The organism is Bacillus solitudinis, assembly GCF_002797395.1.
Lineage (GTDB): Bacteria > Bacillota > Bacilli > Bacillales > Bacillaceae_D > Halalkalibacter_A > Halalkalibacter_A solitudinis.
In genome coordinates, this window is record NZ_KZ454943.1 from 3,189,624 (window position 1) to 3,206,908 (window position 17,285).

Genomic DNA, 17,285 nt, shown 5'->3' on the forward strand with positions numbered 1-17,285 from the left:
TCACTTTTTTAATAATAAATACATAAAATAGGGGGCCCCGATTAATGCGACCATGATCCCTGTTGGAATTCCATCAGGTTCAACTAAGTTACGGCCGATTGTGTCAGCAAGTATTAAAAGCCAACCACCAATTAAAATGGCGACAGGGATATATAATTGATTACTAGGTCCAACCAAAGATTTGGCAATATGCGGGGCCATAAGACCAATAAAGGCAATGCCTCCTGTAACTGATACGGCTGAAGCAGCGAGAGCAATTGCTGTTAAGAGAAGGACAATACGCTCCCGCTCAAGTGAAACACCGACACCAATTGCGATTGGTTCACCAAGTCCTAGAATGTTTAAACGATTCGCTTTATATAAAGTAAAAGGAATTAGAATCACTAACCAAGGAAGGATTGCCCAAATAAATGGCCAATCAGAACCCCAAATGCTCCCGGCTAACCATTTTGCGATAAAATCCACTTTAAAAGGATCAACAGAAGAGAAGAGAAGAATCATTACACCTGATAGTGCCATAGAAAAACCAATACCTGTTAGCACCAAACGAACTGGTTGAAGACCTGTTGTCCTACTATAAGAGAATAAATAGATAGCACTGGCAGTTAATAAGGCAGAAACAAAAGCCACAATAGGTAATAAGTAAACAAAGGCTCCTTCTTGAACCGGGAAAAACAAATAGTAAACGGCTACCCCAACGCCGGCACCCGAATTAATCCCAATTATGCCGGGATCGGCTAAATCATTTCGAGTAATTCCCTGCAAAATAGCACCTGATAAGGCTAATGCCATTCCTGCTAATAAAGTAACGATGATTCGGGGTAATCGAACGGAAAACAAAATAAACTCCTCATTAAAACTACCTTGGCCGAGAAAGATAGGGATCATTCTATCGTAAGAAAGAGGAGAGTAACCAATTCTGATACTGATAGCAACTGTTATGATAATCAAAGCTATTAAGATAGAGACAATCATTCTTTGTTTTTTTATTAACGCCGGATGAATCATGTGAATCCTTTCCCTCCTTTACGAACAATGAAGAGGAAAAATGGCAGGCCGATAATGGATACAATCGCAACAACAGGTGTTTCATAAGGGGCACTAATGGTACGCCCAACTAAATCTGCTATTAGCATAAAGCTAGATCCCACAAGCACTGACATCGGTATGATAGAACGATAGTCATTCCCAACAATTGCTCGAACTATATGGGGCACCATCAATCCAATAAATGCCATATTCCCAATAAGAGCAACGGCGGCACCAGCGAGAATAATGATTACAGTAAAGAGAACGCTTTTTACTAAAGTCGTATTTTGCCCTAAACCAACGGCTACTTCTTCACTGAGACTTAGAATCGTTAACTGTTTAGAAAGGAAAAGGGATATAAGTAGACCAATCAAAATAAATGGAACAATCGCTTGAAGCTGGTCCCATGTTGTGCCGATCATCCCACCTGCTGTCCACATAGAAACTTCCTTTGAAATTTTATAATATATACCAATACCCTCAGCAAGGGCAGAAAGAAAAGCTGTAACAGCTGCACCAGCTAATACAATTCGAAAAGGGGAAAAACCGCCTTTTTTAAGCAACCCAACACCGATCACCATCAGCGTACCTACTGCAGCTCCAATAAAGCAAGCCACCATCAGAATGAAGTAATTAGCTGATGGTATAAAAGCTATCGTCATGGCTAGTGCAAGATTCGATCCAGCAGTTAAGCCAAGTAAACCAGGATCAGCTAATGGATTTCTTGTTACCCCTTGCATAATTGCCCCGGCTACTGCTAATGCAGCCCCTACAAAGATTGCAGCAACAGCACGAGGGAAGCGTATCTCTCGGAGCATAGAGAGTGTAGGGCCAGTTTCATTTGTTACTAGGGCTAACCATATATCAGTGACCCCGGTTTTAGCAGCCCCAAATATCATAGCGGTAACAAATATACCAATAAAAATCAATAGGCCGATCAGAAATTTTAAAATAAATGGAATGGTAAGCTGTTTTTCATTTTTCATCTGATTCTCTTCTTTTCTTTTAAAATAATAAGAGGAGAAATTCTTCATAGAAGAACTCCTCCAAGCAGGTTAGTTACCAAGAAAGCTGTCTGTAAAGAATTCTAATTGATAATCTAAGGTAATCGGGTCATTAAAATAAAATTCTGCTGCATTTGCAGTAAACACACGATTATTTTTAACTGCTGGGATATTGTTGTACGTTTCCGTTTCTTGGAACGAAATATCTGCCCCATCAGAACTCAAAATAATATAGTCACCGGCATACTCAGGAAGTACTTCAACGGATAATGCATAATAACCTTCGTTTAATGCCATTTCTTTTACTTTTTCAGGCATAGCTAATTTCATTTCTTGATAAAGAATCTCTGTCCCACGGCCCCAGTTATCGCCAAAAACATATAGCTGCTTATCGAAGTTTTCAATAACAGAAACTGTAGCATCTTCACCAATTTTTGCTTTAACCTCAACGCCTGCTTGATGAGCACGTTCTTTGAAATCATCAATCCAATTTTGCGCTTCTGCCTCTTTATTTAGAAGCTTACCAATTTCTAAATGCTGCGTTAAATAATCAACGGCTCCATAAGTATACGTGATAGTGGGAGCAATCTCTCCTAATTTCTCAAGGTTGTTATTAGAAGGGGAGGCAATAATTAAGTCTGGTTCTAGTTCTATAATTTTTTCTAAGCTTTCGTCGGTTACTTCTTCAGCATTTTTTAAATAGGGCTCGTAACGTGGATTCATTTTTGCCCATGAATCAACCCCAACAATATTCACATCAAGTGCCATAACACTACCCGCATTAAAGGCTGCTAATACAACCACACGTTGTGGATCACTAGGAACCTCAATTGGGCCATTTTCGGATTCATATGTAATAAATTCTGGTTTTTCGTCTTCCTTGGTATCTTCATTGTTTGAATTTGCAGATGACTCATTGTTGCAAGCACTAATAATTAACACTAAGAGCAGAATAAATGGGACTAATCTTTTCTTCATTTGTAGAATCTCCTTTTAGTAAATTGTAAGTTATACACATTGGTTTATTTGTTCGAGGGTCATTTCCAATGACAGCGTCAATATGAAAAACCTTCTTTAACACATCTTGCTTAATTACTTCTATACAAGTACCAGCCTTGATTATTTCACCATCCTTTAGAGCGATGATATAGTCAGCAAACCTGGCAGCTTGATTTAAATCATGAAGGACCATAACAATTGTTCGTCCTTGTTCCTCATTCAATTTCTGCAACAGTTCAAGTACTTCTAATTGATGAGCCATATCAAGGTAGGTAGTGGGTTCGTCAAGAAAAATGATTTCTGTTTCTTGAGCAAGTGCCATAGCAATCCACACTCGTTGACGTTGACCTCCTGATAGGGCATCAACGGGTCGATACTTAAAGTCAAGCGTTCCTGTTACTTCAAGTGCCCAATCTATCACTTCGTAATCTCTTTTTGTTAAACGTCCCAACCCTTTCTGATAAGGGAATCGACCATAAGATACGAGCTCGCCGACAGTTAATCCACTCGCACTTTCTGGTGATTGCGGTAGAATCGCCATTTTTTTAGCAAGCACTTTCGTATTTTCTTTCAAAATACTTTCACCGTCTATAATGACTTTACCGGATTGGTAGGGAATGATTCGAGTAATTGCTTTCAGTAAGGTAGATTTACCACAGCCATTCGGTCCAATAATGGTCGTTATTTTTTTATCAGGAATCTCAACACTGAGTTTTTTTACAATGAGATGTTCACCGTAGCCAATGTTTAAATCATCCGTATAAAGGCGAAACATTTTACAACCTCCATTTCTTACCATATAATTGATAATAATTATCAATATCACTCATGTTCCTACTATAAAACTAACTTAATTTGCTGTCAATAAATTTTTTTATAGAAAAAAAGGAAAGCATCACAGGTTTTAATTAAGAAAGTAACCTTAGAAATTTGTAAGAGAAGGGAAGAATAAAGCTTAATATAGAATGGTTAGAAAGATTTGAGGTTTAAGTTTTAGATTCTGAAAAAAGTGTGATGAGCTCATGAATCAAGGAACGAAAGAGGTTTTTATGTCACTTTTGCCTTTGCACATATTTATCTTTTTAGGGACTACAATGAACCACTGAAGATTTATTAAAAAATCACCTTTTTAATACTATTAACGTGGTCCAGACTAAGCTTAATAGATAAAAAAATCGGGAGTCTTATTTCTCCCAATTTAGACAGTTTTTTTTGTTTGTGAAGAAAGTGGTCTGCTATATTTATTTTGCACCTGTTTACAGTTTAATTCATCTAGAATTACTAGGCCCATTGAATTCGAATTCAAAAAAAGGACGTGAGTAGATGATGAAAGCAAGTTGGTTAAAAATGGTTGTGTGTAGTTTAATGTTAACTTTTTTTGTAGGTTTGTCCTTACAACCGGTCCATGCTAGTTCGCCAGACTTTAGCATGAAAGGTTTTGCTACCTTTAATGGTGGAACGACTGGAGGCGCGGGTGGTGATACTGTAACTGTTCACACTGGAGATGAACTCCTACAGGCATTATCCTCAAAGAACAAAAATACACCATTAACTATCTATGTAGATGGTACGATTACTCCAAATAATACTTCAAATAGTAAAATAGACATTAAAGATGTATCTGATGTTTCCATTTTGGGAGTGGGAACCAATGGGGAATTTGATGGTATTGGTATTAAAATTTGGAGAGCAGATAATATAATTATACGCAACCTTACCATTCATGAAGTAAACACTGGTGATAAAGGTGCAATCAATATTGAAGGGCCTTCAAGTAATATTTGGGTGGATCATAATGAACTTTATGCTAGTTTAGATGTGCATAAAGATTATTATGATGGTTTATTTGATGTGAAGCGTGGTGCCTATAACATTACCTTCTCATGGAACTATGTTCATGATGGTTGGAAAGCCATGTTAATGGGATCATCTGACAGCGATAATGCTGACAGAAATATCACGTTCCACCATAACCATTTCCAAAATTTAAACTCACGTGTTCCAAGCTTCCGCTATGGAAAAGGCCACCTTTATAATAACTACTTTGAAAATATTGAGGGATCAGGGATTAATGCACGTATGGGAGCTGAACTTCTTGTCGAAAATAACTTCTTTGAAAATTCAAATAATCCATTAGGCTACTGGTATAGCAGTTCAACTGGATACTGGAATGTATCAAACAACTTATACGTTAACAGTACAGGAAGTCAACCGACATCATCGACGACAAGCTATACCGTACCTTATAGTTATCCCCTTACTCCAGTTCAGGATGTGAAATCGATCGTTACGCAATATGCAGGTACAGGTGTGATTCAACCATAGGTTAGTAAGCCGTCCACCGGGCGGCTTATTTCTATTTGAAAAGAAGCCAAAAATTTTTGGCTTCTCAAGAACTAAAACGTTAGAAATGAGCTACGTTTATTGATCATTATTTTGTTGATTATTTTGCTGTTGATTATTTTGTTTTTGAGAGCCGCCATTACCTATAGAGTTTGTGGTCTTACTAATGGCTTGAGCAGTTTGATTAACAGCATTCGTAGCGATATTTTCAGTTGCTTGAAGAGTATTTTGGACAGCATCAAAAACCACATCAGTTCCATTATTAATTGTGTTTGCAACAGTTTGGGTTGCATTTTGTTGATTTCGTTGATTTTGTTGTTGCTGGTTCTGTTGGTTCTGTTGGTTTTGTTGATTATTATTATTACGATTCTGATTTGACAATTTTCTTCACCTCCTGAATCCTAGACTGTGTACTTATCAATAATTTATCCAATATCTTTATAAAAAATTAAGTAACTATTTTATCATAAAATTGTAAACATTCTGATACAAGATTATTGGAAGAATAAATAAGAAGTAAGGTGGTAATCGTTATGGGCGATATGATCATACTAAAAGAGGAGTTCCACAAAACAAAACTAGAAAAAAACTTAAAATGGCTTTTCCCACCTAATGAGTGGAATCTTATTGCGAAACCTCAAAATTAATTATTAAAACAAAAAACAAACAGATTTTTGGCAAATAACACATTATGGTTTTCAAGTAGATAATGGACATTTTTTGTATTATGAAGTAAACGGAGATTTTAGATTAACTACTAAAGTGAATTCTGAACCAGTGAATAGATATGACCAAGCTGGTTTAATGGTGCGTTTTTCAAGTAATAGTTGGTTAAAAACATCTGTTGAATATATACCTGATGGACATAGTAAGTTAGGTGTTGTTGTGACTAATCAAGGTTATTCTGATTGGTCAAGTCAGGAATTTTTAGAAGAGCAAAATTCACTTTATTATCGGATAACAAGAAGAGAAGATAATTACTATGTTGATTATTCATTAGACGGTCTATAGTGGAGACAAATAAGAATAACCCACCTTATTGAAGAGACAAATAATATTAAAGCTGGTATCTATGCTTGCTGTCCACAAGGAGAAGGCTACGAAGCTGAGTTTGACTTTATTAAAATTGAAAAAATAGATAATGGAACAAAAGTATATTAACCATTAACAAAATAATGCATTTATTGAAGTTACTATCTTTACAATGATAATGGTGGTAGTGAGTTTGATTTCTTTGTTTTTAAATAGAAGAAAATAACTTGAGTGTTTTTCAGTATGTCTACTTATAAAAGTGGAATTATATAAACGATAGCGTTACTCTAGGTGATTTATAATTAAACAGAGTAATCAAATGAACAGGAGGTCTAACGGTGGAAAAAGATAAAAGTCAAGATGATTTAAATTTAAGTTTGAAAAAAAAGATTAATGAAGAAACTTTAGAAATAAGTTCCACAGGATATGGATTTGTATATGTTCCAAATGAAACCGAAGTAGACCAAAAATTCCATCAGAAGAAATTAGAATAGGTATGTTAACCCATCGAATATAAAAGAACAGGAATCTGTCTCTTATGGACAATTCCTGTTCTTTTTAGACTAAATTGCTTTATGATAATATCCCCTTAGGTAATCACCTTCTACTACTTCTCCACAGCCTTCAACATAACTACCCTCTGCAGAAATTATAATATAAGCAAAGCATCTTGACGCAGCTTCTATCAATGACGGTTACAACCCGCTATTGATCACCGTCCTCCTGATACCCTGGAAAATGTATAGCGATATTTACCATTCCACAGCTTTTCATAATCTATATTTTCTGTTTTTACATAGTACATTTCTTGATTATCCTTTATAGCATAGTCAGTTAATGGCTTAATTCCAGACGTTGTCTTATGTATATCTACTAAAACACTCGTTACAAATATGATTGCAACGAGTATTACAATTCCCCACTTTTTTCATTGTAATCTCTCCTGTCCAAATGCTGTCTTAGAATTCACTTATATATTTGCATGGGGAAAGGAGTGTTTAAAGAGAATAAAGAAAATATTAATAAAGAAAAAAGTTAATAATATGAATTGACACTCAATTTAATTTGTCTTACAATTGGAAAGTAATCTAATTGTAAGACAAATTGTAAATTTGATTGAAGTTGACCATTTTCTAAGAGGAAAGAAATGTAAGGGCGAGAGTAAAAACTTGGTATAGATAAATTAGTAAATTGAAAAATAAAGCGTTTTCTACACTAGCTGCAATAATTATAAATTTCTTTATCTTCCTCTCAAGAATCTTCAGTCAGTAGCTTGTTGAACAATCTCATAAATCTAAATAATCATATGGAAGGTAGGCAATTTATTATGACTATTGAACGAAAATCACCAACAGGTATTTTAGGATTTCCAACAGCCCCTTTTAAAGAAAATGGAGTGTTAGATGAAAACGCATTAGCTGCAAACATTCAGTTTTTAGTAGATGAAGGTTTGTCATCAATTTTTATTGCTTGTGGTTCTGGAGAATTTCATGCAATTAACAAAAGCGAATATCAAGTTATGGTAGAGACTGCAGTGAAAGTTGTTAATGGCAAAGTTCCTATTTACACAGGGGTAGGTGGGAACATTACCACAGCTATAGAATTAGTAAAGCTTTCAAAAGATTTAGGTGCAGATGGGTACTTAATTCTCCCTCCTTACTTAATTGTAGGTGAACAAAAAGGTCTTTATAACTATTACAAAGCAGTCATTGAAACAAGTGAATTAAATGCGATTATATACCAACGAGATAATGCAATCTTCTCCTTAGAAACAGTTCAAAGATTAGTAGATAATTTTCCACAAATTGTCGGACTTAAAGATGGATATGGCAATATGGAATTAGCTCTTGAATTTACGCAGACGCTTGGAGATAGAATTGAGTTTTTAAATGGTATGCCGTTTGCTGAAATTACAATGCCTGCATACGCAAATATTGGGTTTAATTCATATTCTTCTGCAATGTCAAATTACATTCCACATATATCAAGGATTTACTACGATGCATTGCTTGGTGGAAATAAGGAGCTTGTACGCCAAATTTATGTAGATGTTATGCTTCCGCTTAACCGTATACGTCAGGCAAGAAAAGGTTATGCGGTATCCCTTATAAAAGCAGGAATGGAAATTATGGGTATGGACGTCAGGGGTACTGTCCGTCCACCGGTTATTGAACTTGAAAAGGCTCACTATCATCAATTAGAGGCTGTTATAAAGAATACTTTAGAAAAATATCCAATTGTTAAAGAAGAAGTAAGAAGCTAACTAGATACATTTCGTGAAAAGAAATTGTTAAATTAGAAATGGAGGATAAACATGACTGTACAAACACAAAAAGAATCATTCTTAAATTTTGTTAATGGAGAGTGGATTGCTTCCTCTAGCGGCAAAGTAGGAGCAAGTATTAATCCTGCAAATAAAGAAGATATTGTCGGATATGTACAAATGTCGACAAAAGAAGAATTGGATCAAGCTGTAGTAGCAGCGAAAGCAGCCCAACAATCATGGAAAAAATTATCTGGACATGATAGAGGCACGTATTTATTTAAAGTTGCAGATATTTTAGAGAGTCGTATTGATGAGATAGCTGAGTGTATGACACGCGAAATGGGTAAAACATTACCAGAATCGAAAGGTGAGACTGCTAGGGGAATTGCAATTCTTCGCTATTATGCAGGAGAAGGTTTACGTAAAGTTGGTGATGTTATACCATCTACAGACAGTAGTGCATTAATGTTCACAACTCGTGTCCCTTTAGGAGTTGTAGGTGTTATTACTCCTTGGAACTTTCCAGTAGCTATTCCCATTTGGAAAATGGCACCTGCGCTAATCTATGGGAATACAGTAGTTTTAAAACCAGCACAAGATACTGCAATAACAGCGCTAAAAGTTGTAGAGTGTTTTGCCGAAGCTGGACTTCCAGCTGGGGTTGTTAACGTGGTAACTGGTTCCGGTAGTGTAATTGGTCAAGCGCTAACCGATAATCCGGATGTAAATGCAATCACATTCACCGGTTCAAATGGTGTTGGAAAAAGAATTGGTCAGAGTGTGTTAGCACGCGGTGGGAAATACCAACTAGAAATGGGTGGGAAAAACCCGGTCATTGTGGCGGCAGATGCAAATCTCGACTTAGCAGTTGAAGCAACGATTAGTGGTGCATTTCGTTCAACTGGACAAAAGTGTACAGCAACAAGTCGTGTGATTATTCAAAACGAAATTTACGAGTCATTCAAAGAAAAACTACTAACAAAAACAAAAGAAATTAGGATTGGCGGTGGAATGATAGAAGGTATTTGGATGGGGCCATGCGCAAATGAAAGCCAGTTCAATACAGTTCTTTCTTACATCGAAAAAGGTTTAGAAGAAGGTGCTAATTTACTAGCTGGTGGAAAACAATTAACAGGTGAAGGTTATGATAATGGATACTTTGTAGAACCAACAATCTTTGAGAATGTTACATCAGATATGACGATTTTCCAAGAAGAAGTCTTTGGTCCATTAATTTCACTTATTAAAGTTAATAGTCTAGAAGAAGGATTAGAAGTTGCAAATGATGTACAATTTGGTCTAAGTGCGTCTATTTTTACAACAAATATTCAAAAAATGCTATCGTTTATTAACGAAATGGAAGCAGGTCTTGTGAGAATTAACTCAGAAAGTGCTGGTGTGGAGCTTCAAGCACCGTTTGGTGGTATGAAACAGTCAAGTTCCCATTCAAGAGAACAAGGGGAAGCGGCAAAAGAATTTTTCACTTCCATTAAGACAGTTTTTATAAAATGAAAATTAGAAGGAAGGAGGGTCTCACTCCTCCCTTTTAGTCATCCTGAAAAAGCTGTGAAAATCCAGTATTAGAAGAAAAGCAAGCGTTTAATGATGTGTCTGCTAAATAGTAAAGAAAGTATAGCACTCATTATAATAGCTTCTAATATTGGCTTTTCCTAGTTAACTTAAAGCGAGACAGTGGTTTCACTCTTGTTTAGATAGTGAAACCAATCTTTTGGAACAAACTCTACTAGAAATAAATTAAAGAAGTTAAAGGAGGTATATAGGTAATGGAAAAAAACAGTAATTCATATTCTCGTATTTCCTTTCTGTTGTTCTCTATCGTTATGTATTTCAGTACCTTTCACCCGAAAACATCCACTTTATCAAAAGTAGGTTCTAGGTGTTTCACTTCAGCTTCAACTGCGCGTGGAAAAGTCATATTAAGTATTGATTTAATTGTTCAAAAAACCGAAAAATTAAAGTTGTATAAAAAATTAGCAAGTAAAGTAGAAGAGAGTTCAAATAACACCTCCATTGGTGGTCCACCACAGGTACAAAATAAGTTGTCGCTTATAGTAATCCTCTCATAGCCGGTAAGCGGCTTCACTCTCTGTTCGAAAAGGCGGAATTTCCTTTTTGGAACAACCTCTAAACTGTGGATAATTTCAAATGAAAAAGGGTGAAATCAAATGTTTATAAATAAGAATACGAAGGAAGCTCCTCTTTACATTAAAGTTCAATCTGAAGATAATGTTGCGATTATTGTAAATTCAGGCGGTTTACCTGAAGGGACAGAGTTTTCTTGCGGCTTAATTTTACAAGAACGTGTGCCTCAAGGTCATAAAGTAGCATTAACAGATTTAGCGAAGGATGAGGCAATTATTCGGTACGGAGTAGTTATTGGATATGCGATTGAATCGATAAAAAAAGGAAGTTGGATTAATGAAGATTCTTTAATACTTCCTATTCCTCCAGAGCTAGACCATCTATCAATTGCTAGTAAGGTGCCAGAAATGCTTCCACCTCTTGAAGGGTATACTTTTGAGGGATACAGGAATGAGGATGGTAGTGCTGGTATCAGAAATATTCTTGGTATTACTACAAGTGTACAATGTGTTGCTGGCGTTCTAGATTATGCAGTAGCACGGGTCAAAAAAGAACTACTGCCAAAGTACCCGAACGTAGATGATGTAGTGGCTCTAAACCATACGTATGGTTGTGGAGTTGCAATTAATGCACCTGAAGCTATTATCCCAATTCGTACGATTCAGAGTATGGCGACTCATCCAAATTTCGGTGGGGAAGTAATGGTTGTTGGTTTAGGTTGCGAAAAGTTATTACCTGAACGTATTGTACCAGAGGGGAATGGAGGAAATGTCGTCTCACTTCAAGATCAGCAAGGTTTTAAAAAAATGATTCAAACAATTATCAACATGGCAGAAGAAAAATTAGTGAAATTAAATAGTAGGCAGCGGGTAACTTGTCCTGTTGCTGATTTGGTTATTGGGACACAGTGCGGAGGAAGCGACGCGTTTTCTGGAGTAACAGCCAACCCCGCTGTTGGATATGCAACCGATTTATTAGTAAGGGCAGGCGCGACCGTATTTTTCTCAGAAGTAACCGAGGTGCGTGATGCTGTTCATTTATTAACACCACGTACTATTAATGAAAAGGTAGGTCAGGATCTAATTCGAGAGATGAAATGGTATGATACTTATTTGCAAAATGGAGGGGTTGATCGAAGTGCAAATCCTACACCTGGTAATAAAAAAGGTGGCTTAGCTAACATTGTTGAGAAATCGCTTGGTTCTGTCGCAAAATCTGGTAAGAGTCCTATTTCAGGAGTGCTAGCGCCGGGTGAAAAAGTGAATAAAAAAGGATTAATCTTTGCGGCTACTCCAGCAAGTGATTTTGTTTGTGGGACATTACAGTTAGCTTCTGGAATGCATATGCAGGTATTCACGACTGGGAGAGGAACGCCATATGGATTAGCAATGGCTCCTGTCATTAAAGTATCAACCCGTACTTCATTATTAGAGCAGTGGCAGGATTTAATTGATATAAATGCCGGAACAATTGCCACGGGTGAAGCAACAATTGAAGAGGTCGGATGGCAATTATTCCATTTTATTATAGATATCGCGAGTGGTCGAAAACAAACATGGGCTGAGCATTGGGGATTACACAATGACTTAAGCTTATTTAACCCTTCGCCTATTACGTAATTGTTTCAAAGGCTTGTAATTTTATGTAGAAGCTTTGAAAAAAGCTGCATTTTTAACTGAAACCAGAAGCATATTATCAAACATTATCATCAAATAATAATATAAATAGCGTGGTTGCAGTGACCACGCTATTTATATTGGTTGCTACAAATTCATAACTTATGGAGATTGTTTGGTTCCATTTTATCGAAGGTTAGAGTTGCATTGTGTTATAATAATGTAATAATAAATAATTGTCTTACTATTGTATAGATGATGTCAAATATTAAAGGAGAAGTTAAATGAATGACTCAAAGGATATTTTTCTCAAATCGCTCAGTCGGAATACATTATCTAAACAAGTAGTTGAGCGAATTGTTCACCTCCTCGTTAGCGGACAACTAAAACCAGGAGATAAATTACCACCTGAAATGGAACTAATGGAGAAGTTAGGTGTTAGTCGTCCAGTTTTAAGAGAAGCTTTAAGTTCACTTGAAACCATGGAAATAATTACTCGAAAAACAAGGGATGGCACGTATATAAACAATAAAGTAGGTAGCAAACCATTCTCCGTTATGATAGCGTTATCTTCTGAGAATCTTCCAGCTATTATCGAAGCGCGAATGGCTTTAGAGTTAGGTTTAGTTACAATGGCTGCTGAAAAAATTACCGATGGACAGCTTAAAGAGCTAAAAGAATCTATAGATGAAATAATAAATTGTCCTGACAATAATTATGGTGCTTTTGATAAGGAGTTTCATCTAATTATTGCATTAAGTGCAAACAATCCAATAGTAGAGGGAATGATTGTATCGCTACTGCTCACTCACAGCAAAACAGATAGTCTTATTGAAATTAGAGAAAAAAATCTTACTGTTGAGCATCACCTAGCGATTTATGAGGCATTATTAAAACGTGATCCAGAAGAATCATTCAAGCAAATGTATCGACATCTTAATTTCGTAAGGGAGAAGATTTTAAGTCTATAAAAAATCAGGTTAGTGGGTGTGTGTCATAAGGTTGGTTTCTAACCTTATGACACACACCCTTAGTAATTTAGCGTACCGAGTATTGCCATATCCCTTTATGGTTTGAAATATTCTCTTTTATTGAGTCTATAATTCTCATCAAAAAGTTCTTTTTTACCGTTGAATAATCGATTTTTAGCCTAAATGAATTTTTGTTTTTTAGATTGTATAAAGTGGATAATCAATATGTTGTTTTTCGGAAAATAAGCTCTTTATAAAGGGATAATTAATGCATATGTGAGCTATTGATTATAGACTGTGCGAGAAATTCTAAACTATAATTACATTTGTAAGACAAATAAATAAACAAACAAAAAACTTGCAGGAAAAACTTACTGGAGGAGGGAATGTTTATAAGGAGGGATGAGAGGCGACATCATATAAGATGGAATGAAGTATTACTACAAAATGTAAGCGTTTTAAAAAAAGTGGTTGCGTTAAGAATTGTTCCCTAGTATTTGAAGAGTTGACTTACCTTAAGATTGTAAACAAAAATTAGGAGGTTAATAATATGTTTAGAACAAAAAAGTTTTTAAATTTTATAGTTACTCTTTCTCTTATATTTATTGTGTTGGTTGCTTGTAATGGAAATAAAAATGTTTCAAATAGTATAGAAGAAAACGCAAATGAAAATAAAAATGGTCAGCAAGAAGAGCCATATACAATTTCGATTATGGCGAAACTTCATACGCCAGAAACACCTAATGAAAAATTACTTAAATTGTTGGAAGACGCAACAAATACGAAATTAGATATTCAATGGGTTCCAGACAATAACTATGATGAGAGACTAAGTACAGCATTTGCAACAGGGTCACTCCCTCAAGTTGTAGCAATGAACTTTAATTCATTTGTGAAATTTAAAGATGCTATTCGTGCAGACCAGTTTTGGGAAGTTGGACCCTACTTAGATGAATTTGAAAACTTAAGTAAGTTAAAAGAGGAAATTTTAGCTAACACAATGGTTGATGGAAAGCTTTATTCTTTATATCAAGGAAGGCCACTATCTCGCCAAGGTATGATTTATCGAAAAGACTGGGCTGACAAACTAGGACTTTCTGCTCCAACAAATACAGATGAATTCTATGAGATGTTAAGAGCTTTCTCTGAAGATGATCCTAATGGGAGTGGTACAAATGATACGATTGGTTTAACGGATCGTAGTGATTTGATTTATGGTGCATTTAAAACCGTTGCCTCTTGGTACGGTACACCTAATGAGTGGGGAGAAAAAGACGGTCAGCTTTTACCTGAATTCATGTTTCCTGCTTACATGGACACATTGAACTTCTTAAGAGAGGTCCATAGCAATGGTTATATAAACCAAGATTTCCCTGTAACAAGTAAAACCGATCAACAAGCCTTGTTTAAAAATGGAACTGCAGGTGTCTATGTTGGTTCAATGGCAGATGTAGAAGGTCTATACAATGATGCAATTACTCTTAATCCTGATTTAGAATTAGACGTTCAGAATTATGTAGAAGGACCACAAGGTGAATTTGGGGTGTGGTCGATTCCAGGATTTAATGGTATTTTATTGTTCCCTAAATCCGAAATTGAAACGGAAGATGATTTGAGAAAGATATTAGGTTTCTATGACCAGTTAATGACTCCAGAGGTCGCAAACCTTCTAGTTTGGGGAGTTGAAGGAGAACATTATACTGTTAAGGATGGACGCGCATTACCAAATGCAGATAATCAAAAGAAGATTGACACAGAAGTAAGACCATATTTATCGCTGGAGATTGGTGAACCAGAAACTAGTGGTAGATATGAAGGATATTTTACTTATGAAGTTAAAGCCAAAGCTGAAGAATTAATCAAAGATAATGAAAATTACCTCATTAAAAATCCAACCGTCACACTAGATTCAGAAACGTTTATACAAAACTCCGAAAGATTAAAATTAATAATGGTTGATGCAACCTATAAATATATTCTAGGTCAAATTGATGAGGAAGGTTTTGAAAAAGCGATTACGGATTGGAAGAATCAAGGTGGAGATAAAGTTATTGAGGAATTTAATACTCACTACCAACAGATTAATTAGTAATAAAAGGGGCTGTTTCAAATCGAAACAGCCCCTTTTATTGGATGGAGGCACTTTCTTATTTAGGATAAAGGCGACCTCATCGTTGGCTTTTTCTATATCCAACTGGTAAGAAGGGCAATGCAATAGGATACTTCATTACCATATGGCTAAAGAAGAGCTTAGAATTCTAAGCTCTTCTTTGTTGATGAAATCAATTTGACGAATTATGGGTTAACAAGGGAGAGAATTCAAAAAATAATAGGGACATATTTGTCGAGTTAGGAAATCTTTAATTTAAGTTTCCTACAATTAAAAACAGCCTATATTTCTGAAATATAGGCTGAAAAAGTTAATCTATCTTTAATTTAGAATATACACTGAGATCAATAAATCTTCCTTTAGACTTTTCGCACTGCCTTAACGTGCCCTCGAAAGTAAAGTTTAGCTTTTGTAAGACTTTAATAGAATTTATGTTTTCAGGTTCTACTTTGGCTTCAACTCTATTAAGGTTTAATGAATCTAATGCGTAATTTAATAGAGCTGAGACAGATTCTGTTGCATAGCCCTTTCTCCAATAAGCCCTAGCTAGGTCATAGCCAATTTCAGTTAAAGCATTTTCAAAATCTAAGACATTGTATCCACAGGAACCGATAATTTCATTTGATGTTAATTCGACGATAGAGTAACGAATCGCTTTATTCTTTTGAGAGAGTTTATCAAGATAAGTGATTATTTCTTTTGCTTGGTCCTCATTAGAAAAACCATCTATGTTCATAAATTTTGTCACATTAGGGTCAGACCATATTTTAAATAAGCTAAGTGAGTCAGCGGTTGTCATTTTTCTTAAATGTAATCTTTCAGTATATAAGTCTGTAATCAATAGGTTTACCTCCCATTTGTATTTTAGGTGAGTAAAAAATATTGAGTATCTGTGTATCGTTCAGTCCTTTCGTTATTTAGTCTCCTATTATTATACAAGTTTTAACAATTTACAAACACCATAATTTAAATAATGTGTAGACCTTGCAATTTTATTTCTTTAAAGAAAATTTGGTGAAAAAAGAAATTAAAAATAATTGGTAAAAAGAACTTGAAATAAATACTCTAAAGGTTATAATGAAGTTTATAAAGGTAGTAACGTTTATCGAATTGGCAGTACTATTTGAAAAGGAGGATTTGTATGATTGAACAATTGAAAACGCTTAATTCAACTCTTCCACTAGCAGATGTGGGAGATGAATCATTTAAGAGATTTGGAAAAGTGCTTGAGAACTTTCCTATTAATGAAATAGAAAAATTAATGAAAGAAACAGGAATCCCTGAAAGTGGAAATGTTTATGTTCCTTCTATTAAGTCTTGGGAAGAAGGTTCATTAAAAACCTATGTCGAGAAAGCATATTACGGGGGAATGAGCATTCAAATTGGCTATTGCAATGGAAAGAATTCTAATCTAAATGGATTAGAATATCATAAGGGAAGTGAAATTAATATAGCTATTACCGATTTTGTACTATTGCTTGGGCATGTAAATGATATTATGAATGGAAAGTTTTCAGTTAATCATTTAGAAGGCTTTTTTCTCCCAAAAGGAACAGCAATTGAGATGTTTCAAACTACGTTACATCTTGCCCCATGTAAACTGACCAATAAGGGATTTAAATGTGTTGTTATCTTACCAGCTGGTACAAACACCGCCTTATTAGAAGAAGAAAAAGAACACGATGAATTATTGTTTATGAGAAACAAGTGGTTACTTTCTCATCCTGAAAATGATAGGTTTATGTCTCAGGGTGCTTATCCAGGGATTACAGGAGAAAATATTGCGGTGAAATATCCGACCTGAAATTCTTT

The 17,285-nt window shown here is 35.4% G+C and carries 15 protein-coding genes and 1 pseudogene; 10 read left to right on the forward strand and 6 right to left on the reverse strand.

Features of this window, described 5'->3' with window-relative positions; all coding sequences use genetic code 11:
• From CEF19_RS15665 to CEF19_RS15680, 4 genes are all read right to left on the reverse strand, one after another.
• Window positions 1-1,008, reverse strand: coding sequence for a FecCD family ABC transporter permease (locus CEF19_RS15665; protein ID WP_100406917.1), 1,008 nt, complete (start codon window positions 1,006-1,008; stop codon window positions 1-3).
• The gene (locus CEF19_RS15670) at window positions 1,005-2,015 is read right to left on the reverse strand and encodes a FecCD family ABC transporter permease (protein WP_100408333.1); all 1,011 of its coding nucleotides are present in this window, start codon (window positions 2,013-2,015) and stop codon (window positions 1,005-1,007) included. Before CEF19_RS15670 ends, CEF19_RS15665 begins: the two co-directional genes overlap by 4 nt.
• 69 nt (window positions 2,016-2,084) lie before the next feature.
• Window positions 2,085-3,011, reverse strand: coding sequence for an iron-hydroxamate ABC transporter substrate-binding protein (locus CEF19_RS15675; protein ID WP_100406918.1), 927 nt, complete (start codon window positions 3,009-3,011; stop codon window positions 2,085-2,087).
• Window positions 2,962-3,807, reverse strand: coding sequence for an ABC transporter ATP-binding protein (locus CEF19_RS15680; protein ID WP_100406919.1), 846 nt, complete (start codon window positions 3,805-3,807; stop codon window positions 2,962-2,964). Before CEF19_RS15680 ends, CEF19_RS15675 begins: the two co-directional genes overlap by 50 nt.
• A gap of 548 nt (window positions 3,808-4,355) precedes the next feature.
• Here CEF19_RS15680 and CEF19_RS15685 point away from each other — a divergent pair.
• Entirely contained in the window at window positions 4,356-5,357 is a 1,002-nt protein-coding gene (locus tag CEF19_RS15685; protein WP_100406920.1) for a pectate lyase family protein, read from the forward strand.
• 96 nt (window positions 5,358-5,453) lie between these two features.
• Here CEF19_RS15685 and CEF19_RS15690 read toward each other — a convergent pair whose 3' ends face one another.
• The gene (locus CEF19_RS15690; RefSeq protein ID WP_198510299.1) at window positions 5,454-5,756 is read right to left on the reverse strand and encodes a hypothetical protein; all 303 of its coding nucleotides are present in this window, start codon (window positions 5,754-5,756) and stop codon (window positions 5,454-5,456) included.
• Window positions 5,757-5,908: 152 nt separating this feature from the next.
• On the opposite strand from CEF19_RS15690, the pseudogene CEF19_RS15695 reads away from it, so the two are divergent.
• The 8 genes and pseudogenes from CEF19_RS15695 (at window position 5,909) to CEF19_RS15725 (ending at window position 15,452) form a co-directional block, all read left to right on the forward strand.
• Window positions 5,909-6,536: pseudogene (locus tag CEF19_RS15695) on the forward strand (DUF1349 domain-containing protein).
• Window positions 6,537-6,745: 209 nt separating this feature from the next.
• On the forward strand, window positions 6,746-6,901 hold the full coding sequence (locus CEF19_RS23215) for a hypothetical protein (RefSeq protein ID WP_157800974.1): 156 nt from the start codon (window positions 6,746-6,748) through the stop codon (window positions 6,899-6,901).
• A gap of 833 nt (window positions 6,902-7,734) precedes the next feature.
• Complete coding sequence (kdgD, locus tag CEF19_RS15700) at window positions 7,735-8,670, forward strand: 5-dehydro-4-deoxyglucarate dehydratase (protein WP_100406921.1); 936 nt, start codon at window positions 7,735-7,737, stop codon at window positions 8,668-8,670.
• Window positions 8,671-8,721: 51 nt separating this feature from the next.
• Complete coding sequence (gucD, locus tag CEF19_RS15705; protein ID WP_100406922.1) at window positions 8,722-10,185, forward strand: alpha-ketoglutaric semialdehyde dehydrogenase GucD; 1,464 nt, start codon at window positions 8,722-8,724, stop codon at window positions 10,183-10,185.
• Window positions 10,186-10,457: 272 nt separating this feature from the next.
• A complete protein-coding gene (locus CEF19_RS15710) occupies window positions 10,458-10,760 on the forward strand; it encodes a hypothetical protein (RefSeq protein WP_100406923.1) in 303 nt (100 codons plus the stop codon).
• Between the two features lie 99 nt (window positions 10,761-10,859).
• Window positions 10,860-12,395: a galactarate dehydratase gene (gene garD, locus CEF19_RS15715; RefSeq protein ID WP_100406924.1), complete on the forward strand. Its 1,536-nt coding sequence runs from the start codon at window positions 10,860-10,862 to the stop codon at window positions 12,393-12,395.
• 281 nt (window positions 12,396-12,676) lie between these two features.
• Entirely contained in the window at window positions 12,677-13,363 is a 687-nt protein-coding gene (locus tag CEF19_RS15720) for a FadR/GntR family transcriptional regulator (RefSeq protein WP_100406925.1), read from the forward strand.
• Window positions 13,364-13,913: 550 nt separating this feature from the next.
• A complete protein-coding gene (locus CEF19_RS15725; RefSeq protein WP_100406926.1) occupies window positions 13,914-15,452 on the forward strand; it encodes an extracellular solute-binding protein in 1,539 nt (512 codons plus the stop codon).
• A 331-nt stretch (window positions 15,453-15,783) separates the two neighbouring features.
• Here the strand turns inward: CEF19_RS15725 and CEF19_RS15730 are convergent, their stop codons facing one another.
• Entirely contained in the window at window positions 15,784-16,314 is a 531-nt protein-coding gene (locus CEF19_RS15730; protein WP_100406927.1) for a GNAT family N-acetyltransferase, read from the reverse strand.
• Window positions 16,315-16,614: 300 nt separating this feature from the next.
• Between CEF19_RS15730 and CEF19_RS15735 the strand changes: the two genes are divergently transcribed.
• Complete coding sequence (locus CEF19_RS15735) at window positions 16,615-17,277, forward strand: DUF4867 family protein (RefSeq protein ID WP_100406928.1); 663 nt, start codon at window positions 16,615-16,617, stop codon at window positions 17,275-17,277.
• Window positions 17,278-17,285 lie beyond the last annotated feature (8 nt).